General features: G+C 42.2%; 17 protein-coding genes and 1 pseudogene. 15 read left to right on the top strand and 3 right to left on the bottom strand.

Translation table 11 applies throughout. The features are described from left to right. The first annotated feature begins 178 nt into the window (after nt 1-178). The 8 genes from ACED45_RS10630 (at nt 179) to ACED45_RS10595 (ending at nt 10,645) form a co-directional block, all read left to right on the top strand. On the top strand, nt 179-1,153 hold the full coding sequence (locus ACED45_RS10630) for a UDP-glucose 4-epimerase family protein (RefSeq protein WP_371713977.1): 975 nt from the start codon (nt 179-181) through the stop codon (nt 1,151-1,153). Nucleotides 1,154-1,267: 114 nt separating this feature from the next. Continuing rightward, nucleotides 1,268-1,816 (top strand): sugar transferase, encoded by a 549-nt coding sequence (locus ACED45_RS10625; protein WP_132942419.1) that lies wholly within the window; start codon nt 1,268-1,270, stop codon nt 1,814-1,816. 553 nt (nt 1,817-2,369) lie between these two features. Next, nucleotides 2,370-2,912 carry an outer membrane beta-barrel protein gene (locus ACED45_RS10620; protein WP_108020244.1) on the top strand — a complete coding sequence of 181 codons (543 nt, stop codon included), beginning with the start codon at nt 2,370-2,372 and terminating at the stop codon, nt 2,910-2,912. A gap of 19 nt (nt 2,913-2,931) precedes the next feature. Then, the gene (locus ACED45_RS10615; RefSeq protein ID WP_268663623.1) at nt 2,932-3,831 is read left to right on the top strand and encodes a serine/threonine protein kinase; all 900 of its coding nucleotides are present in this window, start codon (nt 2,932-2,934) and stop codon (nt 3,829-3,831) included. 197 nt (nt 3,832-4,028) lie between these two features. Further along, nucleotides 4,029-6,146 carry a hypothetical protein gene (locus ACED45_RS10610; RefSeq protein WP_371713976.1) on the top strand — a complete coding sequence of 706 codons (2,118 nt, stop codon included), beginning with the start codon at nt 4,029-4,031 and terminating at the stop codon, nt 6,144-6,146. A gap of 491 nt (nt 6,147-6,637) precedes the next feature. After that, entirely contained in the window at nt 6,638-7,774 is a 1,137-nt protein-coding gene (locus tag ACED45_RS10605) for a polysaccharide export protein (RefSeq protein WP_371713975.1), read from the top strand. 135 nt (nt 7,775-7,909) lie between these two features. Then, complete coding sequence (locus ACED45_RS10600) at nt 7,910-8,350, top strand: low molecular weight protein-tyrosine-phosphatase (RefSeq protein WP_048663167.1); 441 nt, start codon at nt 7,910-7,912, stop codon at nt 8,348-8,350. A 123-nt stretch (nt 8,351-8,473) separates the two neighbouring features. Next, on the top strand, nt 8,474-10,645 hold the full coding sequence (locus ACED45_RS10595) for a polysaccharide biosynthesis tyrosine autokinase (protein ID WP_371713974.1): 2,172 nt from the start codon (nt 8,474-8,476) through the stop codon (nt 10,643-10,645). Nucleotides 10,646-11,100: 455 nt separating this feature from the next. Here the strand turns inward: ACED45_RS10595 and ACED45_RS10590 are convergent, their stop codons facing one another. The 3 genes from ACED45_RS10590 to ACED45_RS10580 all read right to left on the bottom strand — a co-directional run bounded on the left by ACED45_RS10590 (nt 11,101) and on the right by ACED45_RS10580 (nt 12,651). Further along, entirely contained in the window at nt 11,101-11,436 is a 336-nt protein-coding gene (locus ACED45_RS10590; RefSeq protein ID WP_016784030.1) for a hypothetical protein, read from the bottom strand. Nucleotides 11,437-11,641: 205 nt separating this feature from the next. Next, nucleotides 11,642-12,166, bottom strand: a complete 525-nt coding sequence (locus ACED45_RS10585; protein ID WP_371714014.1) for an N-acetylmuramoyl-L-alanine amidase — start codon at nt 12,164-12,166, stop codon at nt 11,642-11,644. A gap of 11 nt (nt 12,167-12,177) precedes the next feature. Continuing rightward, complete coding sequence (locus tag ACED45_RS10580; protein ID WP_371713973.1) at nt 12,178-12,651, bottom strand: hypothetical protein; 474 nt, start codon at nt 12,649-12,651, stop codon at nt 12,178-12,180. A 286-nt stretch (nt 12,652-12,937) separates the two neighbouring features. Here ACED45_RS10580 and ACED45_RS10575 point away from each other — a divergent pair, with 286 nt between their 5' ends. The 7 genes and pseudogenes from ACED45_RS10575 to ACED45_RS10545 all read left to right on the top strand — a co-directional run bounded on the left by ACED45_RS10575 (nt 12,938) and on the right by ACED45_RS10545 (nt 21,093). Next, nucleotides 12,938-13,930 carry a helix-turn-helix domain-containing protein gene (locus ACED45_RS10575; RefSeq protein ID WP_371713972.1) on the top strand — a complete coding sequence of 331 codons (993 nt, stop codon included), beginning with the start codon at nt 12,938-12,940 and terminating at the stop codon, nt 13,928-13,930. 79 nt (nt 13,931-14,009) lie between these two features. Further along, nucleotides 14,010-14,330 (top strand): hypothetical protein, encoded by a 321-nt coding sequence (locus ACED45_RS10570; protein ID WP_371713971.1) that lies wholly within the window; start codon nt 14,010-14,012, stop codon nt 14,328-14,330. A gap of 403 nt (nt 14,331-14,733) precedes the next feature. Then, the gene (wecB, locus tag ACED45_RS10565) at nt 14,734-15,855 is read left to right on the top strand and encodes a non-hydrolyzing UDP-N-acetylglucosamine 2-epimerase (RefSeq protein ID WP_371713970.1); all 1,122 of its coding nucleotides are present in this window, start codon (nt 14,734-14,736) and stop codon (nt 15,853-15,855) included. 20 nt (nt 15,856-15,875) lie between these two features. Further along, a complete protein-coding gene (gene wecC, locus ACED45_RS10560; protein WP_371713969.1) occupies nt 15,876-17,138 on the top strand; it encodes a UDP-N-acetyl-D-mannosamine dehydrogenase in 1,263 nt (420 codons plus the stop codon). 287 nt (nt 17,139-17,425) lie between these two features. Next, nucleotides 17,426-18,533: pseudogene (locus tag ACED45_RS10555) on the top strand (ISAs1 family transposase). A gap of 104 nt (nt 18,534-18,637) precedes the next feature. Further along, entirely contained in the window at nt 18,638-19,843 is a 1,206-nt protein-coding gene (locus tag ACED45_RS10550; protein ID WP_371713968.1) for a lipopolysaccharide biosynthesis protein, read from the top strand. Further along, entirely contained in the window at nt 19,840-21,093 is a 1,254-nt protein-coding gene (locus ACED45_RS10545) for a hypothetical protein (protein ID WP_371713967.1), read from the top strand. The genes ACED45_RS10550 and ACED45_RS10545 overlap by 4 nt, the downstream gene beginning before the upstream one ends. Nucleotides 21,094-21,157 lie beyond the last annotated feature (64 nt).

The following is a 21,157-nucleotide window of genomic DNA, read 5'->3' as shown; positions in this document are numbered from 1 at the left end:
TTATAGTTATAGTTATAGTTATAGTTATAGTTATAGTTATAGTTATAGTTATAGTGGGTCGGTATTTTAATGCTCTTAAGTGCGGTAAGCTAGTCGTAATTGATGGTTCTGTGTTGCTCAGTAGTTTTGCTGTTGATGCTGCTTATTTTTTACTCAATATGTAGAGCTTTTTTGTGTTATGAAATTATTAATCACTGGTAGTACGGGTTTTGTCGGCTCTCGCGTTGCGAAGTTAGCACAAGAGTGTCAGTGGGAAGTTGTGCCTGTAGTGCGAAAAGCGGCACAAGTACAGCCTAATAGCCAGTTTGTTAATAACTTAGCCGTTAAGAGCTTTGCTGTTTCTTCTATTGATTCGAGTACAGATTGGTTTGGTGCATTTGACGGTGTGGATTGTGTTGTTCACTGTGCTGCTCGAGTACATCAAATGAATGAAAGTGAGCAAGATGCTTTAGCCGCTTATCGAGAAGTTAATACTCTGGGGACGTTAACTCTAGCAAGGCAAGCCGCCGATGCAGGCGTTAAGAGATTTGTCTTTGTTAGCTCGATTAAGGTGAACGGCGAATTGAGTGAATTAGACTCACCCTTTGAGCCTGATTTAAATCATACTCCGCAAGACCCTTATGGCTTGAGTAAGTATGAAGCCGAGATTGAGTTAGCGCAGCTTGCCAAAGATACAGGGTTAGAAGTGGTTATCATTAGACCGCCTTTGGTCTACGGGCCTGGCGTAAAAGCGAACTTCCTATCAATGATGCGTTTGATTGATAAAGGCATTCCGTTACCGTTTGGTGCTATAAAAAACCAAAGAAGTTTGGTTTATCTAGAGAATCTCTGCAGCTTGATACTGACGTGTTGTCAACACCCCTCAGCTCCCGGACATACGTTCTTAGCTTCTGATAATCATGATGTATCCACTACTCAATTAATGCAAACTATCGCTTTATCAATGAATAAGACACCGAGGCTTTTACCTATCCCAATGTCCTGGATACAATTGGTAGCCTCAGTATTAAAGAAACAACACATTGCACAGAGAATATGCGGTAGCCTTCAGGTTGAGACTCGTTTGACGAAAGAGATCTTGGGATGGGTACCTCCCGTAACTTTTGAAGAAGGGATTAAAAAGACGGTGGATGCCTACTTGAAGTCGCATTGATATGCTTTAAGAGGAGTCTTACGTTCATATTCGTAAGTGAGTAAGATACACTTTATTAATTAACGGCACTTATGCCATTCATCATATTTGTTTAATCAGAGATTTAAGGCATACATTTTGATTCGTTTGTTAGATTTCTTTTTTGCTTTCTTTGGTCTGTTGTTTCTTTGGCCAATATTTCTCGTCATTTGCATCATCGGCTATTTTGATACCGGTTCTCCTGTTTTTTTTCAAACTCGAGTGGGACGTAACAAAAAGCCATTCACCTTAGTCAAATTCCGAACCATGCCAGTGGATACAAAGTCTGTAGCGACTCATTTAGTTGGAGCGAGTTCAGTGACTAAGCTCGGTGGATTCCTGCGTAAAACCAAGCTTGATGAACTGCCTCAGTTATACAACGTACTTAAAGGTGAAATGAGTTTAGTTGGTCCAAGACCATGTCTGTTTAACCAACAGGAACTCATCGATGAGAGAGAATCAAGAGGTGTCCTTGCTGTTAGGCCTGGTGTTACTGGTTTGGCGCAGATTAACGACATTGATATGTCTACGCCTAAGAAACTAGCCGAGTGGGATCAACGCATGATTAACACGTTAGATACTAAACTATACTTCCAATACATAATTCAAACAGTATTAGGTAAAGGTTCGGGCGACCGCGTTTAATTTGCCTTCTTTCTTATCTTTCACCTCTCTCTGACGCAATCCTGACTTTTTTTTGAATCGTTGTGGTGCGTTTATTAATTATACATTTACTTGATAGCGGTAATTACCTATCATAATGCTCAATTAGTTGTTTAATCAGAGTAATTCCTTTTTAGGCTATCTATCATTGATTAGATGGTTTTGGTTGGATATTGAAAGCAAAGCAGCAATCTTCTGGTGTTGGTACCTTCTGAGTACCATTTTTGTAGTGTCATACGAAAAGATTATGCTAGCTGCTCGCTTGCTGCATACAAAGCAAGCTACTCTTAAGTTCTTTGTGCTTGTTAAACAACATTGATAAATCTGGCGAAATTCAAAAAGTACAGTATTGACCTGTCTGTAGCTTCTAGCTTCAGCATGCAATATTGTGCAATTGCGTCAGTAGCTTTGGTACGGAATGGCGTGTATGAGTGTCTGCTTTTTGGGCTTTCATACAAAAACTGATTAGACTATCGCTTAGATTTGCTAGGAAAATCAGCCTCAGTTCAGTTTGAAATATGGAAGATATAATTATATGAAAATGCAGTGGTTAGCTAGGGTTTCACCTTTGTTGTTGCTATCAGCAACAGCTGTTGGAGCTGAAAATCTATACGTGGGCGCTAAAGTAGGTAGTGTAACTGCCGATAACTTTGCACCATTAGTAGAGAGCCGTACGGCTATTGACGACTCAGACACATCTTACGGTTTGTTTGTGGGTTATCAATTATTGGACACCTTGTCTATAGAAGGCAGCTACAACTATCTTGGTGAATATAACCTTAAAGATATTGCCGGTGGTAGTTACGATGCAAGCACCTTTGACGTGCTACTTAAAGCCTCTGGTAACATAAACGATAGTCTAGCGTTATATGCTAAAGGTGGCTTCGCTATTTATGACTGGAACGCAAACGGCCCTGGCGTGGAATCTGATGATTCTGGCGTGATTCCAACAATCGCTTTCGGTTCTGAATACTCGATTACACCATCAATGAAGATTGGCTTAGAGTATCAATTCTATGATGGTATTGGTGGTGTTAACATCGATTCATTTAATGTTGCCTTGTCTCATAGCTTTTAATCATTTGTAGGGATAAATTGTGAAATATAAAATTTTAGCGTTATCAGTCGTTGGTGCAATCCTTGGTGGTTGTGGCAGTGACAACAACAACAGCGTGCCACCTGAGCAAGCGTACCGCAATATTATGGCATTCGACCCTGCAGTTATGGGTATGAAAGGCACATTCAGCTGTGATGATGGAACAACGGGCACTTTAAAGGCAACTAACTTTTATGGTGTTTCTGAAGTCACCGAGCTTACCGTTTTTAACAAGCCTGAAACTTGTGCGTTTACATATAACGCAACACAGGGTGCCAAAGATGTATCTAACGGCAAAGACATGAGCAAGGTGAGCTACAAGTTCCCTAAAGGCTTAGCAAATCTCGATGACCTTATCACCTCTTCTCCAATCTCAACTTTGATTGAGAAAGAGCTAGATGGTGCAGCATACAATGAAGCTACAGGTATTCAAGTACTGAAAGATCTTGGCTTAGATAGCTTGCTGAACAACGGTAGCATTAGCAGTGTGGCTGACTTACTGCGTCGTACTGAAGACGTAATTAAGACTCTTCCTGCATCTGAAGCTAGCCTAGTGTCAGCAACAGCAGCGGTACTATCAGACGTACTTGTGGTAAGCCCTAACGCAACAGCTAATGAACTGGCTGCAGCGACAGACTCGATCACAAAGAAAGTTATTTCTGAGAACCCTAACTACCCGGTTGCAACGAATGGCGACACAATTTACTTGGATCTAACGGAAGACCCGACCTTAATTGAAAAAGCAGTTGCAGACCCTACCGCTCCTGTGGATGATCTTCCGCCGCCTAAAAAAGCTGAACCTGTTCCAAACCCAGATGATGGCACTAACCCACCAACTGGTGGTACTGGCGGTACTGGCGGTACTGGCGGTGGCGGTAACGGCGGTGGTACTGGCGGCTAATTTAAGTATCATTAATAAAAGGCACCACTCGGTGCCTTTTTTACATGCTGTTACTATCAACATAGTCACAATTAAGCATAGTCACTATCAAACTCTGTCGCCATTAAACGTAGTCACCATCAAAAACTGCTACTAATAAACACGGCCACTATCTAACATAGTCACTGTCAAATACGGTTAAAACCTATTGTATCCCAATGAAAATAATCAGTTATTCTAAAAGCGCACCTCTCATAGCATCGCTTAGCGCATTAGCCATCGCTTCTAACGCCTATGCTGTCGATAACTTGATGTCGTCCCAAAGTTATACCGGTGCAATCATTGTGCCTAATGCTCAAGTGATGGACACTGGCGACATCTCTTACCTCTATGGCCAAGGCGTGCCATATAGAGGGAAAACCAGTGAGTTAGATAACATATTATTTAGCGTTGGTTTATTTGATGGCTTTGAAGCGGCAGGCAGAATTGTCACAAAAACTTATGACTGTCACCTTTATCCAAACGTACCAAACTACAACCCGAATTGTGGCAACGGTATTCGTGACTTGTCGGCATCGTTTAAATACCAGCTTCCTTTCGTTAAAGATTGGACAGGGTTTGATTTTGCTATAGGCGTTCAAGATTTAGGTGGCGCGGCCAGCAACTTTGAAACCTACTATGCGGTAGCTGACTTTGAGCCTGACTTTGTACCTGCAAGGTTTAGTGCGGGTTACGGTACATCAGAAGTGAGCCATGGCGTTCTGAACGGGCCTTTTGCCAGCTTAGAATATCAGCCACTGGATTTTGTGCAGCTGATTGCAGAGCACGACTCTCATCAGTTTAATGCGGGTTTAAAGGTGTTTACACCAGAAAACTACTTGCCACTGGATACGCAGTTATCTTTCCAATATCAGTTTTATACTAGTGGTAATGCCGATATAGATATTTGGTCTGTGGCCGCATCTACTCCTCTAATGGGCTTCTCTGAGTCTCGCCGAGTGAATGAGCTGACGCTGGAAGACAAGATCGCAGTAGAACAAGCGCATCATAAATTTGCCGGTATGGTTCAACTTAAAAAAGCCCTGGTTGATGAAGGCTTTCTTAATGTGAGAATCTCAGCGGATGATATTGGCTTAAACGTCGCACTGGAAAACCGACGCTACAACCGTAACCAGGTAGATGGTGTGGGTGTTGCCTTGGGTATTATTTCTTCCTACGTGGGTGAAGGTATGCTTCAAGACCTCGGGGTTAAAAATTACCAACAACAAAACATTCGCTTGTTTAACTTGGTGAATGACATCCCGATGATGGAAGTGATCACTAGTGCCCCATGTTACCGTGAATTTGTTAAAACAGGCGAGCCTTGTAAAACCCTTCTTGTGCGAACTTCTGATGTGAAAAAGAGCTATGCTAAAGCGAACTTTAGTGAAGAGGTTTCTCGTTCTGGCTTTGGTCGCACACAGGTGATTGTGTCTCCTGCTTTGTATCACAATACTGCCACAGAGTACGGTGTATTTGATTACTCGCTAGCACTAGCGACTAACTTGTACACACCTTTGTGGAAAGGTGCTGCGTTGGACGTACGACACGTCATGCCATTGGCAGAGAGTGACGACTTTGAAGAGGGCGAAATTTGGGGTGATAATGCCTTTGAAAATGAAGTCGATAGGGTTCTTTTCCACCAAGCATTCCAACTACCTTACAACCTCACTACTCAATTCTCATTCGGACAAGTTTACGGAAACTTTTTGGGCTTTTTGAATGAAACACAGTATGCGAGCAACAGCGGCCGACATATTCTGGGTTCCGAATTCGCCAACTTTTCTGCTCAAGACGAGTACGACTCAAAAGGGAATGCAATCTTAGATGCGACCCCGATGATTGGGCACTACACCTACTCAAGACCGGACTGGAATTGGCAAGGTAAAGTGCAAGCCGGTCAATTCTGGAAAGGCGATGAAGGGGTACGTGTGACCACCAGCCACTGGTTGGGTGATGTAAGAGTTGATGCGTCATACCAGACCACAAAAGCGGTAGGCAGCAATGAAGCCGAAGATTTTGTGACGCTTTCTATCGCGATTCCGCTGACACTATGGCGTGATATGAGCCCTGACTACGTTCAATTACGTGGTATCGACCAGTTTGTTTATGCACTTCAAACTCGTGTTGGTGAAACTCACAATAATTTAGGTGAAGGCTTAGGTGTCGATACTGGATTACAACACAATATTGAAAGACAGTACTTCAACCGTAACCGTATAGGTGCGAGCTATTACTATGAAAACCGACAGCGCTTACGCAATGCTTACCTAAAATACTTAGAAGCAGTAAAATAATTTAGCGTAACATTTAAATCTAAGAGCCAGCACCTCATGTGTTGGCTCTTTTTTTGCTCTTGCTCTTAGCTCTTCGTTCACTCGAATCCCGTTTACCCGCATCTCGATACTGCTCTTTAGAATCCCGCATCTGCTCTTAAGCTCTTAAGCTCTTCGCATCTCGTTCACTCGCATCCCGCATCTGCTCTTAACCCTTAAAACCATTCAACTAGGTTGATAATAACCACAATTTGTGGATAATGTTTACGGATTAAAATGACCGGATGCAAGCATCGTTTTTGCTGCGTTTGGGGATAACTACGCAGTGTGGTGTTGCGGACGATCAAGGGGCGGTAGCATCTTGATTTTTCGATGATAAATGAGAGTTAGATCTTATTATTTGTTCACGTAAGCACTATTTTAAGCTGCATAGCTGATAAAATTACGCGCTTAACTTCCTTTGGTGTCCTTTTGGGTATCACAACACATTCCACCTCTATTACTTGGTTAACATGAAGATCAATAAAAATCGTCTCCTTTTCGCGCTTATACCTGCATTGCTTGTAGGGTGTACGACTCCAGGTACTCACCTGTCTACCGGTGGTAAGAATGTGATTCAACCTTCTGAGGAGCAGCAAGAGTCTGATATCTCTGAAGTGGTGAATGTGTATCCGCTGACGGCGCAGCTAGTATCGACTTACCAGACGGATACATTGTCGGTGTCACAAGCCAACCCTGAACTCGACCTAGACATCGCAAAGTATGAATACAAAGTCGGCGTGGGCGATATCTTAAATATCACGATCTGGGATCACCCTGAATTGACGATTCCTGCGGGCTCTTACCGTAGTAGTACCGAAGCCGGTAACTGGGTTCATGCTGACGGCACCATCTTCTACCCGTACATTGGTACAGTCGAAGTGGCAGGAAAAACGGTCCGTGAAATTCGTTCTGATATAGCGGAACGCTTGGCGAAATACATCGAAAGCCCGCAAGTTGATGTGAACGTAGCGGCTTTCCGTTCTAAGAAAACCTACATTACTGGCGAAGTGTCTAAACCTGGCCAGCAGCCAATCACTAATATCCCACTAACATTACTGGATGCCGTGAACCGCTCTGGTGGTTTGTCTGAAGATGCTGATTGGCGTAACGTTTCATTAACCCGTAATGGCGTGGAAGAGAACCTTTCGCTTTACGGCTTGATGCAACGTGGTGACTTAACGCAAAACCGCTTACTGCAAGCCGGTGATATTGTCCACGTACCTCGTAACGACAATCAGAAAGTGTTTGTGATGGGTGAAGTGAAAGAGCCCAAGTTATTAAAGATTGATCGCGTAGGAATGAGCTTGACGGAAGCGCTCAGTAATGTCGGTGGAATAAATGAACTGACAGCGGATGCAACCGGCGTATTTGTGATTCGAACTTCTGATGATAAATCCGAACGTATGGCAGATATCTACCAACTCAATATTGAAGATGCGTCAGCATTGGTGATTGGCACCGAGTTTGATTTAAAACCTTATGACATTGTTTATGTTACCGCCGCGCCAATCAGCCGTTGGAACCGTGTAGTGGGGCAGTTGCTTCCAACCATCAGCGGATTTAATAATTTAACCGAAGGTGCGCTACGTGTTCGTAATTGGCCTTAGGCTAAGATAGAACAGTAATCAGGTCGCACTTCACGTGTGGCCTGATTTTTTAGATCTAGAAGTAAATCTTGTTTGTAAGCACGTACAGTCTAAAAATGCATTCGGTTTACGAAAAACTAACGCTATAAGTGAATTATGTTTAATAAAATTTTGGTCGTATGCGTGGGCAACATTTGTCGTTCCCCGACTGGAGAGCGAGTTTTACAAAACTTGCTGCCTAACAAAGAAGTGGCCTCTGCCGGTATCGCGGCCGAGAAAAGCCGTTTAATCGGCAAACCTGCAGACGACACGGCGATTTTGATCGCTGCAGAAAACGGGGTCGATGTTGAAAATCACCAATCGCAGCAAGTTACACCACAGCTTTGTGCGCAGTATGACTTGATCTTGGTGATGGAGAAGGGCCATATGGAGGCGCTTACTCAAATATCGCCAGAGGCACGCGGTAAAACTATGCTGTTCGGTCAGTGGATTGGCCAAAAAGACATTCCTGACCCTTATCGTCAAAGCCGTGAAGCCTTTGAACACGCTTATAAGCTGATTGACGAAGCGGCACAAGCTTGGGCAAAAAAGCTGTAATTGATAGAGAAAATCTTCAGTTAAGCTATGTTGCATAGCCACCAACAGAATCATATAAAAGAGAAGTACGCGGAGCGTATATATCGTCTCTTAAATAGCAATAATTTAGGAAGTAGCAAACAAATGACAACACAACCCTCTCAGCAATCACATACAGATAACTCTGATGAGATCGATTTAGGAAAACTGCTTGGCATTCTGCTGGACGCTAAATGGCTAATCATGCTGACCACATTCGCTTTTGCTGTGTTTGGTATTGCGTTTGCTCTGCTTTCAACGCCGATATACAAAGCCGATGCACTAATTCAAATTGAAGAGAAGAGCTCTGGCGGCATTTCATCGATGGTCGGTGACATGGGCGAGTTGTTCTCTCAAGAATCTTCTGCGACAACGGAAGTGGAGATCATCAAGTCTCGTATGATCTTAGGCGAAACGGTTGATAAGTTTAACCTCACGACGGTGACATCACCGAACTACGCACCCATCGTCGGCAAAGGCTTTGCTCGCTTAACAGGCGACATCAACCACATCGCAGTGAGCCGCTTTACTTTGTCAAGCTATGCGAGCGGTTACGCACACACGATTCAGATTCTCGATGCTGAGCAGGGTACCTACCAACTGGTTCGTGACGATGAGCGCGTTATCTTAAAAGGCAAAGTCGGTGAGCTAGCAACAGCCGACGACTACAGCTTGTTTGTGGCAGGTTTTGAATCACATAACGATTTTGAATTCTCTATTAGTCAACGTAGCCGACTAGAAGCGATCGAATGGTTGAAGAAGTCTTTATCATTGTCTGAGCAAGGCAAGCAGACTGGCATTTTGAAGCTGAGCTTTGAAGGTGAAAACAAGCAGCAGATCTCTGAAATCCTCAATCACATTAGTCAGATCTACTTCTTACAAAACGTGAAGCGTAACTCAGCAGAAGCAGAGAAGAGCCTCTCTTTTCTAGAAAGTCACCTTCCGGGCATTAAATCTGAGCTAACTGGCTATGAAGACGTACTGAACAATTACCGCCAAAAGAACGAATCGATCGACTTGGGTTTAGAAGCACAATCAACCTTAAAGGTAATGGTCGAGCTTGAAGCGCAATTGAATGAACTGACGTTTAAAGAGAGTGAAATCAGCCAGCGTTTCACAAAAGATCACCCAGCATACAAAGCCCTACTTGATAAGCGTAAAACGCTATTGGGTGAGAAAGAGCGCTTAAACAAGCAAGTGCAAAAGCTGCCGAAAACACAACGTGAAGTACTGCGTATGACACGTGATGTTGAAGTAAACCAACAGATCTACATTCAGCTTTTAAACAAAGTTCAAGAGCTAAGCATCATCAAAGCCGGTACCGTCGGTAACGTTCGTATCTTAGATGACGCTCAAGCTTATGCTCGCGCTGTAAAACCTAAGAAGTCATTGATTGTTGTGTTAGCCACGCTACTGGGTGGCATGCTAAGTGTCGCGTTTGTATTGGTAAAAGCAGCGTTCCACCGTGGTGTGGAAAGCCCAGACCAAATTGAACAAATTGGCCTTCCGGTTTACGCCGCGGTACCAAAATCTGATTTACAGATTGAGCTAACCAACCGCTTTAAATCGAAGAAAGTACAAACAAAAGGCGTTCAGGCACTGCTTGCCGAATCGAACCCTGCCGACCTTTCGGTTGAAGCACTGCGTGGCCTTCGTACTAGCTTGCATTTCGCAATGCTCGAAGCGAAAAACAACATCTTAATGATCTCTGGCCCTGCGCCGGGTATTGGTAAATCCTTTATCTCGACCAACTTTGCCGCAGTAGCTGCAAAAACAGGCCAGAAAGTGTTGTTGATTGATGCCGATATGCGTAAAGGCTACCTACAACAAAGCTTTGGTGTGAAATGGGACAACGGCCTTTCTGATGTATTAAGCAGCAAGCAAGAGTTTGCTCAATCTGTTAAAACCACACCAGTAGAAAACCTACATATTATTACTCGCGGCCAAGTACCACCCAACCCATCTGAGCTGCTGATGCACCCACGCTTTGCAGAGCTAATGGAATGGGCATCAAAAGAGTATGACTTGGTGATTGTCGATACCCCGCCAGTGCTTGCGGTAACCGACCCAAGCATTGTCGGCGCCTTCGCTGGCACCACATTAATGGTCGCGCGTTACGGCCAAAACACCATTAAAGAGATCGATGTTGCCCGCAACCGCTTCGAACAATCAGGCATCGAAGTGAAAGGCGTTATCTTCAACGCCATCGAGAAGAAAGCATCAAGTTCATACGGCTACGGTTACTACAACTACGCGTATTCGAGCGACAAGAAGTAATTAAAGCAGATACGGGATGCGAGTAGCGAAGAGCAGTAACGGGATGCGAGTTATCGAGTATCGAAAAAATAAGAGCTAAAGAGCTAAAGAGCTAAAGAGCTGAAAGGCAGATACGAGATTCGAGTGGCGAGATACGAAAAGCGCCACTCGAATCCGCTCTTAATCTCCTCGCTACTCGTTTACCCGCATCCGCTTTTAGTCTCTTCGCATCTCGATACCCGTCACCCGCATCTGCTCCTCTAGCTCCTCGCTATTCGTTTACTCGCCACCCGCATCCGCTCTTCATCTCTTCGTTACTCGTTTACCCGCTACTCGAATCTGCTCTTTTAGCTCTTCGAATCCCGTTTACCCGTTACTCGCATCCGCTTTTAGTCTCTTCGAATCTCGTTTACCCGTCACCCGTATCCGCTTTTAGTCTCTTCGCATCTCGATACCCGCTACCCGCATCTGCTCTTCTACTTTTTAACCACGCCACCCGTCAAATACAATCCAATCGCCGCTAACACCGGATAACCAAACGCTTCATTGGTCATTTCCCCCAAGGGTTTCCAATCGTAGCCGTGCATACAACCTAGAATCACCATCACATGCAATGCCACATAAGGAATGGTGAACAACAACACAATGTAGCGCTGTACCAACTTAAAAGGTTCATACGCTTTAAGCAGTGCCAGCTTGTGCTTCGCTTTTTCTTCATCAGTAAAAAACATCGCATCTCCTGTGTTGGTGAGTGCATCTAACCCTTTGTTAATGGAAGACTGGCTCCCAAATATTCTTCCGAACAATGTCATGCTTCTCCTTGGTTTATTGATGGCTATATACCGCCTTTCTCGTCACTCCCGCTCTTAAGCCTTTCGCATCTCGTTTACTCGAATCCCGCATCTGCTCTTTTAGCTTTTCGCATCTCGCTTACTCGAATCCCGCATCTGCTCTTCCTGCTTTTCGCATCCCGCTTACTCGAATCCCGCATCTGCTCTTAGTCTCTTCGCATCCCGTTTACTCGCATCCCGTATCTGCTCTTATCTTCAAAACAGGACACGCCTTATTCACGCCCCAATCTTTATGCCCCTTAACATTCTCATCTGGAATCAAGAACTGCTCTTGTAGTGCGGCCATCAAACCAAACAGCGCCTTGCGCTGCGCAAGTGTGAAGTTATCTTCTGGTTGCAGCTCGGCATTACAGCCACCGACCATACAAACCCCAATATTGCCCTTGTTGTGCCCTTTCACATGCGCGCCTGTTTGCGACAGCGGCCTGCCAAGTTCGACATCCCCATTGCGACGAATAACAAAGTGATACCCGACATCGCGCCAGCCTCTCTTTTTATGCCATCGACGAATCTCGGCTACGTCTACATCTTGCTGTGGCGGCGTGGCGCTGCAATGCACTGTAATAAAGGAATAGGGCGGACAAAAAGGTAAGCGGAGTAAAACTGAAACCAAGCTTAGAGAATAGGAAGCAGGAGATAAGCAAGGCTCTAACGAAGGGATGAGCGCCACCTTGCTAGCCTGCTCAGGCAAAAAAGAAGCCTCTAACGGCTGGTGTGGAACTCGATCAGTTGCTGGTGGAGTGTTTGACAAAATAAATCCTCGTGTTGTTGTAAATAGGCGGTTAAAGACGTTGATAACGATTCTTTTAAATTAGGGTGCAGTGCGATGTGTTGTCGCAAACTGGCGGCTACGGTTTTGGCATAACCAGAGTGGTGGTTTACATAACGTAAATACATCACGCAATAACCCAGTGGCTGGCTACGCCGCGCTCGGCTGATCATCCAACAAATATCCTCATAGCTGGGGACGTCACCGCATTCATCCTCATTTAAATAACAACCTTCAATTTGGCTTTCTTTATAGCCGCCGGCTTCATAGCTCAGTACTTGGCCAGACCCATCACTATCACTAAAAAATAACAGCTGACGCGACGGATTGAGGGGATCAGCACGGCACTCGATGCTCGCCATACCGGGTTGATACGCTGAAATAAAAAGAGAAACTATCGCCTTCATTAAGCACCTTATTGCTGCATGGGGAGGGCAATGTACTTGAAGATTCTTGATTGGGGTTGGCGGGAATAGCACGAAAAGAGAGGAACGCAGAAAAGTGAGAGATGCTTCGAAAAATTACAGATCAATAAGGCTGATGTTGCATATCTATCCGAGGCGTTTAACCAAACATCTTTTCTTACAACTTATCTCATGGGCGTTTCGCCCCTAAAGCGCCAAAAAGTGTTGTTAATGCTCTGTATATCAATGGATTTCTATACGAATGACTAATTAACAAGGAGCGTTAAGCATGTGTGTTTCTCTAATTCTTTCTTTCATCCCATTAAAAACCGGCTCGCCGATAAGCAAGTTAGTGTTATTAAAATTGGCCGATAACGCCGACGCGCGCGGCGTGTGTTTCCCATCCTTAAATTACTTAGCGCAATATTGCGAAGTGTCGGTAAGAACCGTGAAACGACACGTTAACGAGCTCGAAAAGCAAGGCTTTGTGAAGCGGATAAAGCGGTTTGACGATTCAGGACGCCAGCGCAGCAATATCTATCAGCTGCGCCTACCCAGCGACAGTCACATTCAGCAGGCCGATTTAGGCCAAGCAGATAGAGGTTTAGATCAAACTGACCATTCAGACACCTACCAGGGTGACTCAAGATCCAGCACGGAGAGTGATCATCCGGCACACATAATCTTTCATAAAGAACATAAAACAGAGCTGAGCTTGAAAAACGGCCTCTTAGATGACGCCGATGTTCTTGATCCCCCAATCTGTTCTGAACAACATGAGAGCTCCCCCTTCACCTCCAAACCCGAAATCAAAACCAAGAGCGAAGCTGTGATTCATCTGCTCACCAAAGAAGGCAGCGCGCCGATTTATCATGAGTTCACCACCATATTAGAGCGCACCTACCCAAAGTTAGATGTGTTGCAAGAACTGCATGCCATGCAAGCCTGGCTGTACATCAACCCCGATAAGCGCAAACCCTTTGAGCACATTGGTCACTTTGTGAATGGCTGGCTAAGAAGAAGCGCCCAAGCCAAGGCGAAGCGAGACTCATCGCCATTTTCCCATCAAACAAGAGCGGCTAAACCCGCAAGGACTTCTGCTTTTACATCGACCAAGGAAGCTAAAACCCAACCGGCAGCCAAGCCCATGGATCCCAAACAACCCACGCCTGTCTCTCAGGCCCTAGCGGACTACCAAGCCAAAAGTACCACCAATCCGTTCGAAGCACGTATCAAGGCCCTAGTTCAATCCAAATCGCCCTGCACGGATTCTAAAAAGTGACCATTCGATTTTTCACAGACGAAGCGCGAATACAGACAAAAAACGTCAATATACAAAAGTAGAATTAGGGAGAGGGCAAATGGACGATATCAGCCTAAAAAAACTGACAACGGAAGAAAAAGTCACCATTTTAGAAAAAGAGATAGCGCGAGTGGAAGGGCGCATTGGCGAGTTCTTGAAACTGCTGGTTAGCTACTACCCACAAGGGTTAACACGCACCGAGATTAAAGCGTTATTGGCGGTAAACAACAACCCAAGCTTCGTCTCGCTATACCGCAACGGCAATATTTTCATTGATATAGAAAAGCGCTACTGCGACGCAGCACAAGAAAACCGCTACCACATAGGGACTCAGTATCTACAAGACGTACAATGCTCCCGCTGGGTCAATACTTTGTGAGGCACTTGTCAGAATGAGGTAAATTGCAAACTGGTCAATATGCACTTGATTTGCTAGACTACGCAGCAAATTAAAACCGTATGAAAAACGCATAAACCCTGAAACATAATGAAAAATTGTGATTCATTGCCTGTAGGAGCCAAACCTAAGGGCGGTAGCGTGCCCAAATGCGACTGGCTAGCAAGTTTAAAAGTGCGGTAAGCCGAAAGGTTGAAAGCTGCTTTGGCGGCCTATTGGGGCGGTTTTTAAAAAGACAGAAAAATCTAGGTTTTATAAGGGATTGTCGAAAATAGCCTGTCTCAAAATGAATGAAAAGTGTCTCAGTACGTTTTCATTGCTGAGGTAAAAACTCACAAAAAAATCACTTCTTTAATTTCACCTGTCGGTTGGAAACTTCATTTAAATGACTAAGAAAAAAATTCTTACGGTTTTTGGGACACGTCCAGAAGCTATCAAAATGGCACCTCTTGTTCATGCTCTAGCAGCTGATGATCGCTTTGAAGCAAAGTGCTGTGTTACCGCGCAGCACCGTGAAATGCTTGACCAAGTATTAGAGCTGTTTGAAATCACGCCAGACTACGATTTGAACTTAATGAAAGCCGGTCAAACGCTGAACGAAGTGACGGCGCGTATTTTGTTAGAGATTAAACCAGTCCTAGAAGAATTCAAACCTGATGTGGTTTTAGTGCATGGCGATACGGCAACAACATTTGCTGCAAGCCTAGCGGCTTACTATGAGCAAATCGCTGTAGGTCACGTAGAAGCAGGCCTTCGTACGGGCAATATTTACTCGCCGTGGCCTGAAGAAGGTAACCGTCGCTTAACGGGCGCGTTAACCAAGTATCACTTTGCACCGACAACTACCTCACAAGAGAATCTTCTAAGAGAAAACTTCAACCCTGATGATATCAGTGTTACCGGCAACACAGTGATTGATGCGCTATTGATGGTAAAAGATAAAATTGATTCTGATAAAGGTTTGAACGCAACGCTTTCTGCTCAATTCCCGTTCTTAGATGAACACAAAAAGTTAATTTTGGTTACCGGTCATCGTCGTGAAAGTTTTGGTGGTGGTTTTGAGCGTATTTGTGAGTCGCTTGCTATTACGGCTAAAGCGCATCCGGATACGCAAATCTTGTACCCAATGCACCTTAATCCAAATGTACGTGAACCTGTTAATCGTATTCTTGCTGACATTGATAACATCCACCTTATTGAACCTCAGCAATACCTGCCATTTATCTACTTAATGAGCCGCGCGCACATCATTTTAACTGACTCGGGTGGCATTCAAGAAGAGGCTCCTTCACTAGGTAAGCCGGTTTTGGTTATGCGCGATACGACTGAACGCCCTGAAGCAGTTAGCGCTGGTACAGTAAAACTTGTTGGTACTGATGTAGAAATAATGGTTAGCAACTTGAACGAATTACTGACGGACACAGAGGCGTACGAAAAAATGAGCTTTGCCCATAACCCTTACGGTGATGGAAAAGCATGTGAAAGAATTTTGAACGAATTAGCATAATAAAAATTTAGGAAATAAGAATGTCTTTTGAAACCATCTCAGTAGTGGGTTTAGGCTATATTGGTCTACCAACAGCGGCTATGTTTGCATCTCGTAAGAAAAAAGTGATTGGTGTTGATGTCAATCAACATGCGGTTGATACCATTAACCGTGGTGAAATTCATATTGTAGAACCTGATCTCGATATGCTGGTAAGCGCCGCTGTACAGCAAGGTTACTTAAAAGCCGTTACGACTCCAGAAGCTGCGGATGCCTTTTTGATTGCAGTTCCTACCCCATTTCTTCCTACTGAAAATGAAGGTGATATTCCAAAGCCGGATCTTCGTTATATCGAAGCGGCGTCAAAAGCAATTGCACCAGTACTTAAAAAAGGCGACTTAGTGATATTAGAGTCGACATCACCTGTAGGTGCTACTGAGCAAATGGCAGAGTGGTTGAGTGAGGTTCGTTCTGATTTAACATTCCCACAAACGCATGGCGAAAGTGCGGATGTTAATGTGGCGCATTGCCCAGAGCGCGTTTTACCGGGCCATGTGGTAACAGAGCTTGTTCAAAATGACCGTGTGATTGGCGGTATGAGCAAGCGCTGTTCAGAGCGAAGTGTAGAACTTTATAAAACCTTTGTGATGGGTGATTGTGTGATCACCAATGCACGCACTGCAGAGATGGCAAAGTTAACCGAAAACAGTTGTCGTGATGTGCAAATTGCTTTTGCGAACGAGCTATCGATGATTTGTGATGAATTAAGCATTGATGTATGGGAGTTGATTTCTCTAGCAAATCGCCACCCTCGTATCAATATTCTACAACCTGGCCCAGGCGTAGGTGGGCATTGTATTGCAGTTGACCCTTGGTTTATTGTTTCCAAAACACCAGAGTTAGCAAAATTAATTAAAACTGCGCGTGATGTTAACGATAAAAAGCCAGAATGGGTAATTGATAAAGTGAAAATTGCGCTCGCTGAATTTTTACAAGCTAACCCAACTAAAACTGCACAAGATGTCACTATTGCTTGTTATGGTTTAGTGTTTAAACCAGATATCGATGATTTACGTGAAAGCCCAGCTTTGGAGATCACAAAGGAAATTGCAGATTTTCACTCAGGTCCAGTATTAGCAATTGAGCCCAACATAAAAGAACTCAAGTACGATAACATTGAATTAGTGACAATCGATGAGTCTTTAACAAAAACAGAAATTCATGTAATGCTTGTAGATCATAAGCAGTTTAAAAAAATAAAATTGAATGATTCATTTGTAATAGATACAAAAGGAATTTGGTAACCTAAAGCTTCAAGTGGTAAGTAAATTCCAGAAATAAATCGCATTGAATATTCCCGTTCAATTTGAAGATGCAGGTTGGAGACTGTCTCTTGAGTAGATCTCGGTCTAATAATTCAGCAATGTCGCAGGGAGTATTCATGAACATGCCGGAGTTTAAAGGGTTCGTGGCGTAGTGAGTTCTCAATTTTCGAATTTCACTAGTTAGCGTTATCACATCACAACCAATGAACTGTAGATCATTTTCAGTGTATTTCTAATACCTCCATAGATAAATTGGAGGTCCAACGATGAGTAACCAGCACCCATTTATGCATTTCGATGTCACTCCAGATTAGCGACAACAGGGCAAAGTCGAACACAAGTTAACTGATATCATTCTGTTAACAATTTGTGATGTGCTTTCTGGTCAAGACGACTGGAAAGCGATTAGCCTTTACGGTGAAGCTAAATTGGATGCCTTGAAACGATTTGGTGATTTTAGTCATGGCGTACCATCAACATCGACGATAGCCAGAGCGATGGGAATGATTAATGCGACTCGACTACAAAAGTGCTTCATTGAATGGATGAAAGATTGCTGTGAATTGACCAAGGGTGAGGTGGTTGCCATCGATGGTAAAACGGTGAGAGGCTCTTACGATGACTCTCGCGGACTCGGCGCAATCTACATGGTTAATGTATTTACCACTGAAAATGGCGTGAGCCTCGAACAACAAAAAGTGTACCTGAAGTCGAATGAGATCACTACCATTCCAAAACTACTTGAACTGCTTGATATATCAGGCTGCTTAGTCACAATTGATGCGATGGGTTGTCAAAAGATACTCGATAAAGACGCAGACTATCTTTTAGCTGTAAAGGTAATCAAGGTCGTTTAAAGTAAGTGCTCGATAACTATTTCGACATGAGTATGCTCCAAAGCACGTTGGTGACTCTTACAGTATACAAGAGAAATCACGTGACAGACAAGAAACCAGGCTTGCATTGACCAATAAAGATTTAAGTGTTTTAGGTGATGTTGAATTTGAGTGGTCGGTTCTGAAAAGCTTGGGTATTGTGGTTTCAATAAGGCAAGAAGATTCGGTAGCTAAAGAGTCAGAAGTGGCGGTGAAATACTACATCAGCTCGAAGGATTTAAATGCTAAATAATTGTTAAATACCACGCGTTCACATTGGTTAGTTGAGTCGATGCATTGGAGTTTGGATAGCACATTTGGTGAAGATGCGAGTCGTAAACGCGCGGAAGAAAGTGCAGAAAATTTCACAAGGATCAGGCAAGCGTGTTTAAATATGCTCAAGAGTGAAACGACACTAAAAGCGAGTGTGAATCACAAAAGAGCGATGTGTGCGATGGGTTCAGAGTACCTTTTTAAGGTTTTGGCAGGCCTTTATTGACGGGAATGTTCATGATTTTTCCTTGCCCTGAGTGCTATTGGGAGTGATGAAATAATAATTTCAGATTATTTAATCTACATCTTAATTTTTATTGGGTATATAAATTGAGCTTTTTTAAAGATACATTGTGGTTTGCAATTTCAAAAGCATCAATGGGATTAGCAAATTTTATAATTATTACATTAGTAATGGTGTTATATGGTGATAAGGTTTACTCTGATTATTCTACGACTATAGCATATGTTTTTATGATTGTTCCATTTTCTGTCGGTTGGGTTAATCAATCCTATATAAGAATCTATCAACAGAGAAAAGAAGAAAAAAGTGTAATATTTGGTAGTGCTCTTAATGTAAATATATTAACACTCTTAATATTGTCGTTTATTTCATTTTACGGTTTTAGCTTGGACAGGTACTTAAACTTAATAACATATTTACTTTTTGTGATGCTTTATGGGATTAATTTGTTTTTTATCGTTCATCTACAAGCTAGTATGCAGGCTCAGAAGGTTGCGTTAGTTGAAATTACTCGTTCAGTATCACTTCTTTTGTCTTTTGTTTGTTTAATATATGTATATGAATCACCATTCTTGCCTTGGGTTTTGTCATTCTCAATAACAAGCGTTTTGTTTATTTACTTTTTAAGTAAAGATGATATTAAATTAAAATTTTATTTTAATTTAGGTCATATAAGATTTTTCTTTAAATATGGCTCTGGTATATCATTATGGTTCGGAGCCTTTTTAATTATCCCAGTAATAGATAGAGAGTTATTATCGTATAGGCTTGATTCTGAAGTTAGCGGTCTATATTTTATAATGCTAGACTTTTGTAATAGAATATATGGGTTGTTAATTAGTCCAGTTGTCATGGCGTTACTATCACATGGCTTTAAACTTAAAAATGATGGCGTAAAAATTGAAGATATTGATAGTTTCATAATATCAAAATTAAAATTAATATCCTTGTTTGGAATACCGTTATCCTTTTTAGCTGCCGCGGCTTGTTACTTATATACATTTGTATATCTCGGTAAGGAAATAAAAGATGTATCAGAAATACTTTTAGTGATTGTATACTCATTTGTTGGTTATTTTTGGCAGGTATCGATGATATGTCAGAAATTTTTAGAGTTTAGGTCCAAAGTTTATTTAATGGCATTCTTTATGGTCATTTCAGTTTTGTCTATATATTTTATTGAAAGTTTCATGATTGAAAAAACAAATTTTTATATGTATTTTGGAGTGGTGCAAATATTGATGGCAATTATTTATTCTCTCAGTTGTTATTTTTTTAGGAATAGATTATGACGAAAGATAATGTTATCGGAACTCTATTTTTTATTGTTCTACTTTTTCCAGTAATCCCCTATATGGCATCAAAGTCAAAGTTTGTAGTGATTGCTTTTGAGTCAGTAATACTGCTATCTTTATTTATACTTTTTTTACAAAAAAAACTGACACACAAGTTTTCAAATAGTCAAGGGTTGGCATTCTGTGTGCTGTTCTTATTGGTGATTTTGTTTTTTATTTCTAATGCATATAATGTTATGTTTACACCTGCAACTTTAGAATATGTTGAGATATTAGAAGTTATTAGGATTGTTTATCAAATATCACTGCTTGTTTTTTTTATATCGGTTTTAAACTGTATAACCTATGCTAAAATAGATTATTTACTATCTAGAGCGATATTAATTTTAGCACTGTTTTGTTTCCTTTTTGGTTTTATTTCTTGGTTGGGTGTTGAACCATTTTTGACAATCTCAGAGCTTTATGGTTCTGCTGTTACGTACTCTAAAGGCTACGCTCAGTTTCGATCTTTTGCAATTGTAGGTCAACCAGGCAAGCAAGGAATATTTGTTGCAATTTTGTTGTTTATATGTACCCATCAGTTTTTTTATTCAAAAAATAAGATGGTATATATGATAAGCGCATTATTGTTATTGCCTTCGTTAATTGTTACTTTTTCGAGAATATCAATTATATTTCTGATTATATATATTATTTTTTTGAATTTCATTCTAAGGGATAAGTACTTTACAATATTTACTTCAATCGTTGTATTAATAGCAATTGCAAATATATTCATTTTCTTTTCGGATGATATTATCGAAACCTTTACGCGTGGTATTGACTTGTCACATGGCAAGATATCAACCCTTGGGCACCGAATGGTGCTTAAATTATGGGCGGTAGAGTTTCTATCAAACGATTGGATTAGAATACTCATTGGCACTGGTACCCCAAAAGAATGGATTGAAAAATTCTCACACCCATATGCACATGATTTAACTTTGAGAAACCCTGATAGTAGCCAAACCGTTTGGTTTGTTCGATATGGTTTAGTGGGGGTTATTTTTAACTATATTTTCTACCTTTTTATACTATTTAAATCGTATAAAAATGTGTATACACGTCAAAGTCTAGGTTTTGTATTCCCTATTATTTTTATTTTGATCTTTTGGTCGTTTTTCGATCCACCTTTTCACGAGTATAAAATTACTCCGCTCGTGATGTTTTTATCTGCTATGGCACTGAGACCACAAAGCTACAAATGAATGCCTAACAGTGGCTTTGTTTCCTAATTGGATCTCAGATAGAAACGGCCAGTATGGGTGATTA

This window comes from Vibrio crassostreae, assembly GCF_041439375.1.
In the GTDB taxonomy this organism is placed as follows: Bacteria; Pseudomonadota; Gammaproteobacteria; order Enterobacterales; family Vibrionaceae; genus Vibrio; species Vibrio crassostreae_D.
Note: the sequence above shows the minus strand (reverse complement) of the source record. Positions and strands in the feature narration are given on the sequence as shown.

What these genes read in the sequence shown, in the direction of transcription:
- ACED45_RS10630 (WP_371713977.1), top strand. Translation starts at nt 179, where the DNA reads ATGAAATTATTAATCACTGGTAGTACGGGTTTTGTCGGCTCTCGCGTT.
- ACED45_RS10595 (WP_371713974.1), top strand. Translation starts at nt 8,474, where the DNA reads ATGACAACACAACCCTCTCAGCAATCACATACAGATAACTCTGATGAG.
- ACED45_RS10570 (WP_371713971.1), top strand. Translation starts at nt 14,010, where the DNA reads ATGGACGATATCAGCCTAAAAAAACTGACAACGGAAGAAAAAGTCACC.
- ACED45_RS10605 (WP_371713975.1), top strand. Translation starts at nt 6,638, where the DNA reads ATGAAGATCAATAAAAATCGTCTCCTTTTCGCGCTTATACCTGCATTG.
- wecC (WP_371713969.1), top strand. Translation starts at nt 15,876, where the DNA reads ATGTCTTTTGAAACCATCTCAGTAGTGGGTTTAGGCTATATTGGTCTA.
- ACED45_RS10600 (WP_048663167.1), top strand. Translation starts at nt 7,910, where the DNA reads ATGTTTAATAAAATTTTGGTCGTATGCGTGGGCAACATTTGTCGTTCC.
- ACED45_RS10575 (WP_371713972.1), top strand. Translation starts at nt 12,938, where the DNA reads ATGTGTGTTTCTCTAATTCTTTCTTTCATCCCATTAAAAACCGGCTCG.
- ACED45_RS10545 (WP_371713967.1), top strand. Translation starts at nt 19,840, where the DNA reads ATGACGAAAGATAATGTTATCGGAACTCTATTTTTTATTGTTCTACTT.
- ACED45_RS10580 (WP_371713973.1), bottom strand. Translation starts at nt 12,651, where the DNA reads ATGAAGGCGATAGTTTCTCTTTTTATTTCAGCGTATCAACCCGGTATG.
- ACED45_RS10620 (WP_108020244.1), top strand. Translation starts at nt 2,370, where the DNA reads ATGAAAATGCAGTGGTTAGCTAGGGTTTCACCTTTGTTGTTGCTATCA.
- ACED45_RS10590 (WP_016784030.1), bottom strand. Translation starts at nt 11,436, where the DNA reads ATGACATTGTTCGGAAGAATATTTGGGAGCCAGTCTTCCATTAACAAA.
- ACED45_RS10610 (WP_371713976.1), top strand. Translation starts at nt 4,029, where the DNA reads ATGAAAATAATCAGTTATTCTAAAAGCGCACCTCTCATAGCATCGCTT.
- wecB (WP_371713970.1), top strand. Translation starts at nt 14,734, where the DNA reads ATGACTAAGAAAAAAATTCTTACGGTTTTTGGGACACGTCCAGAAGCT.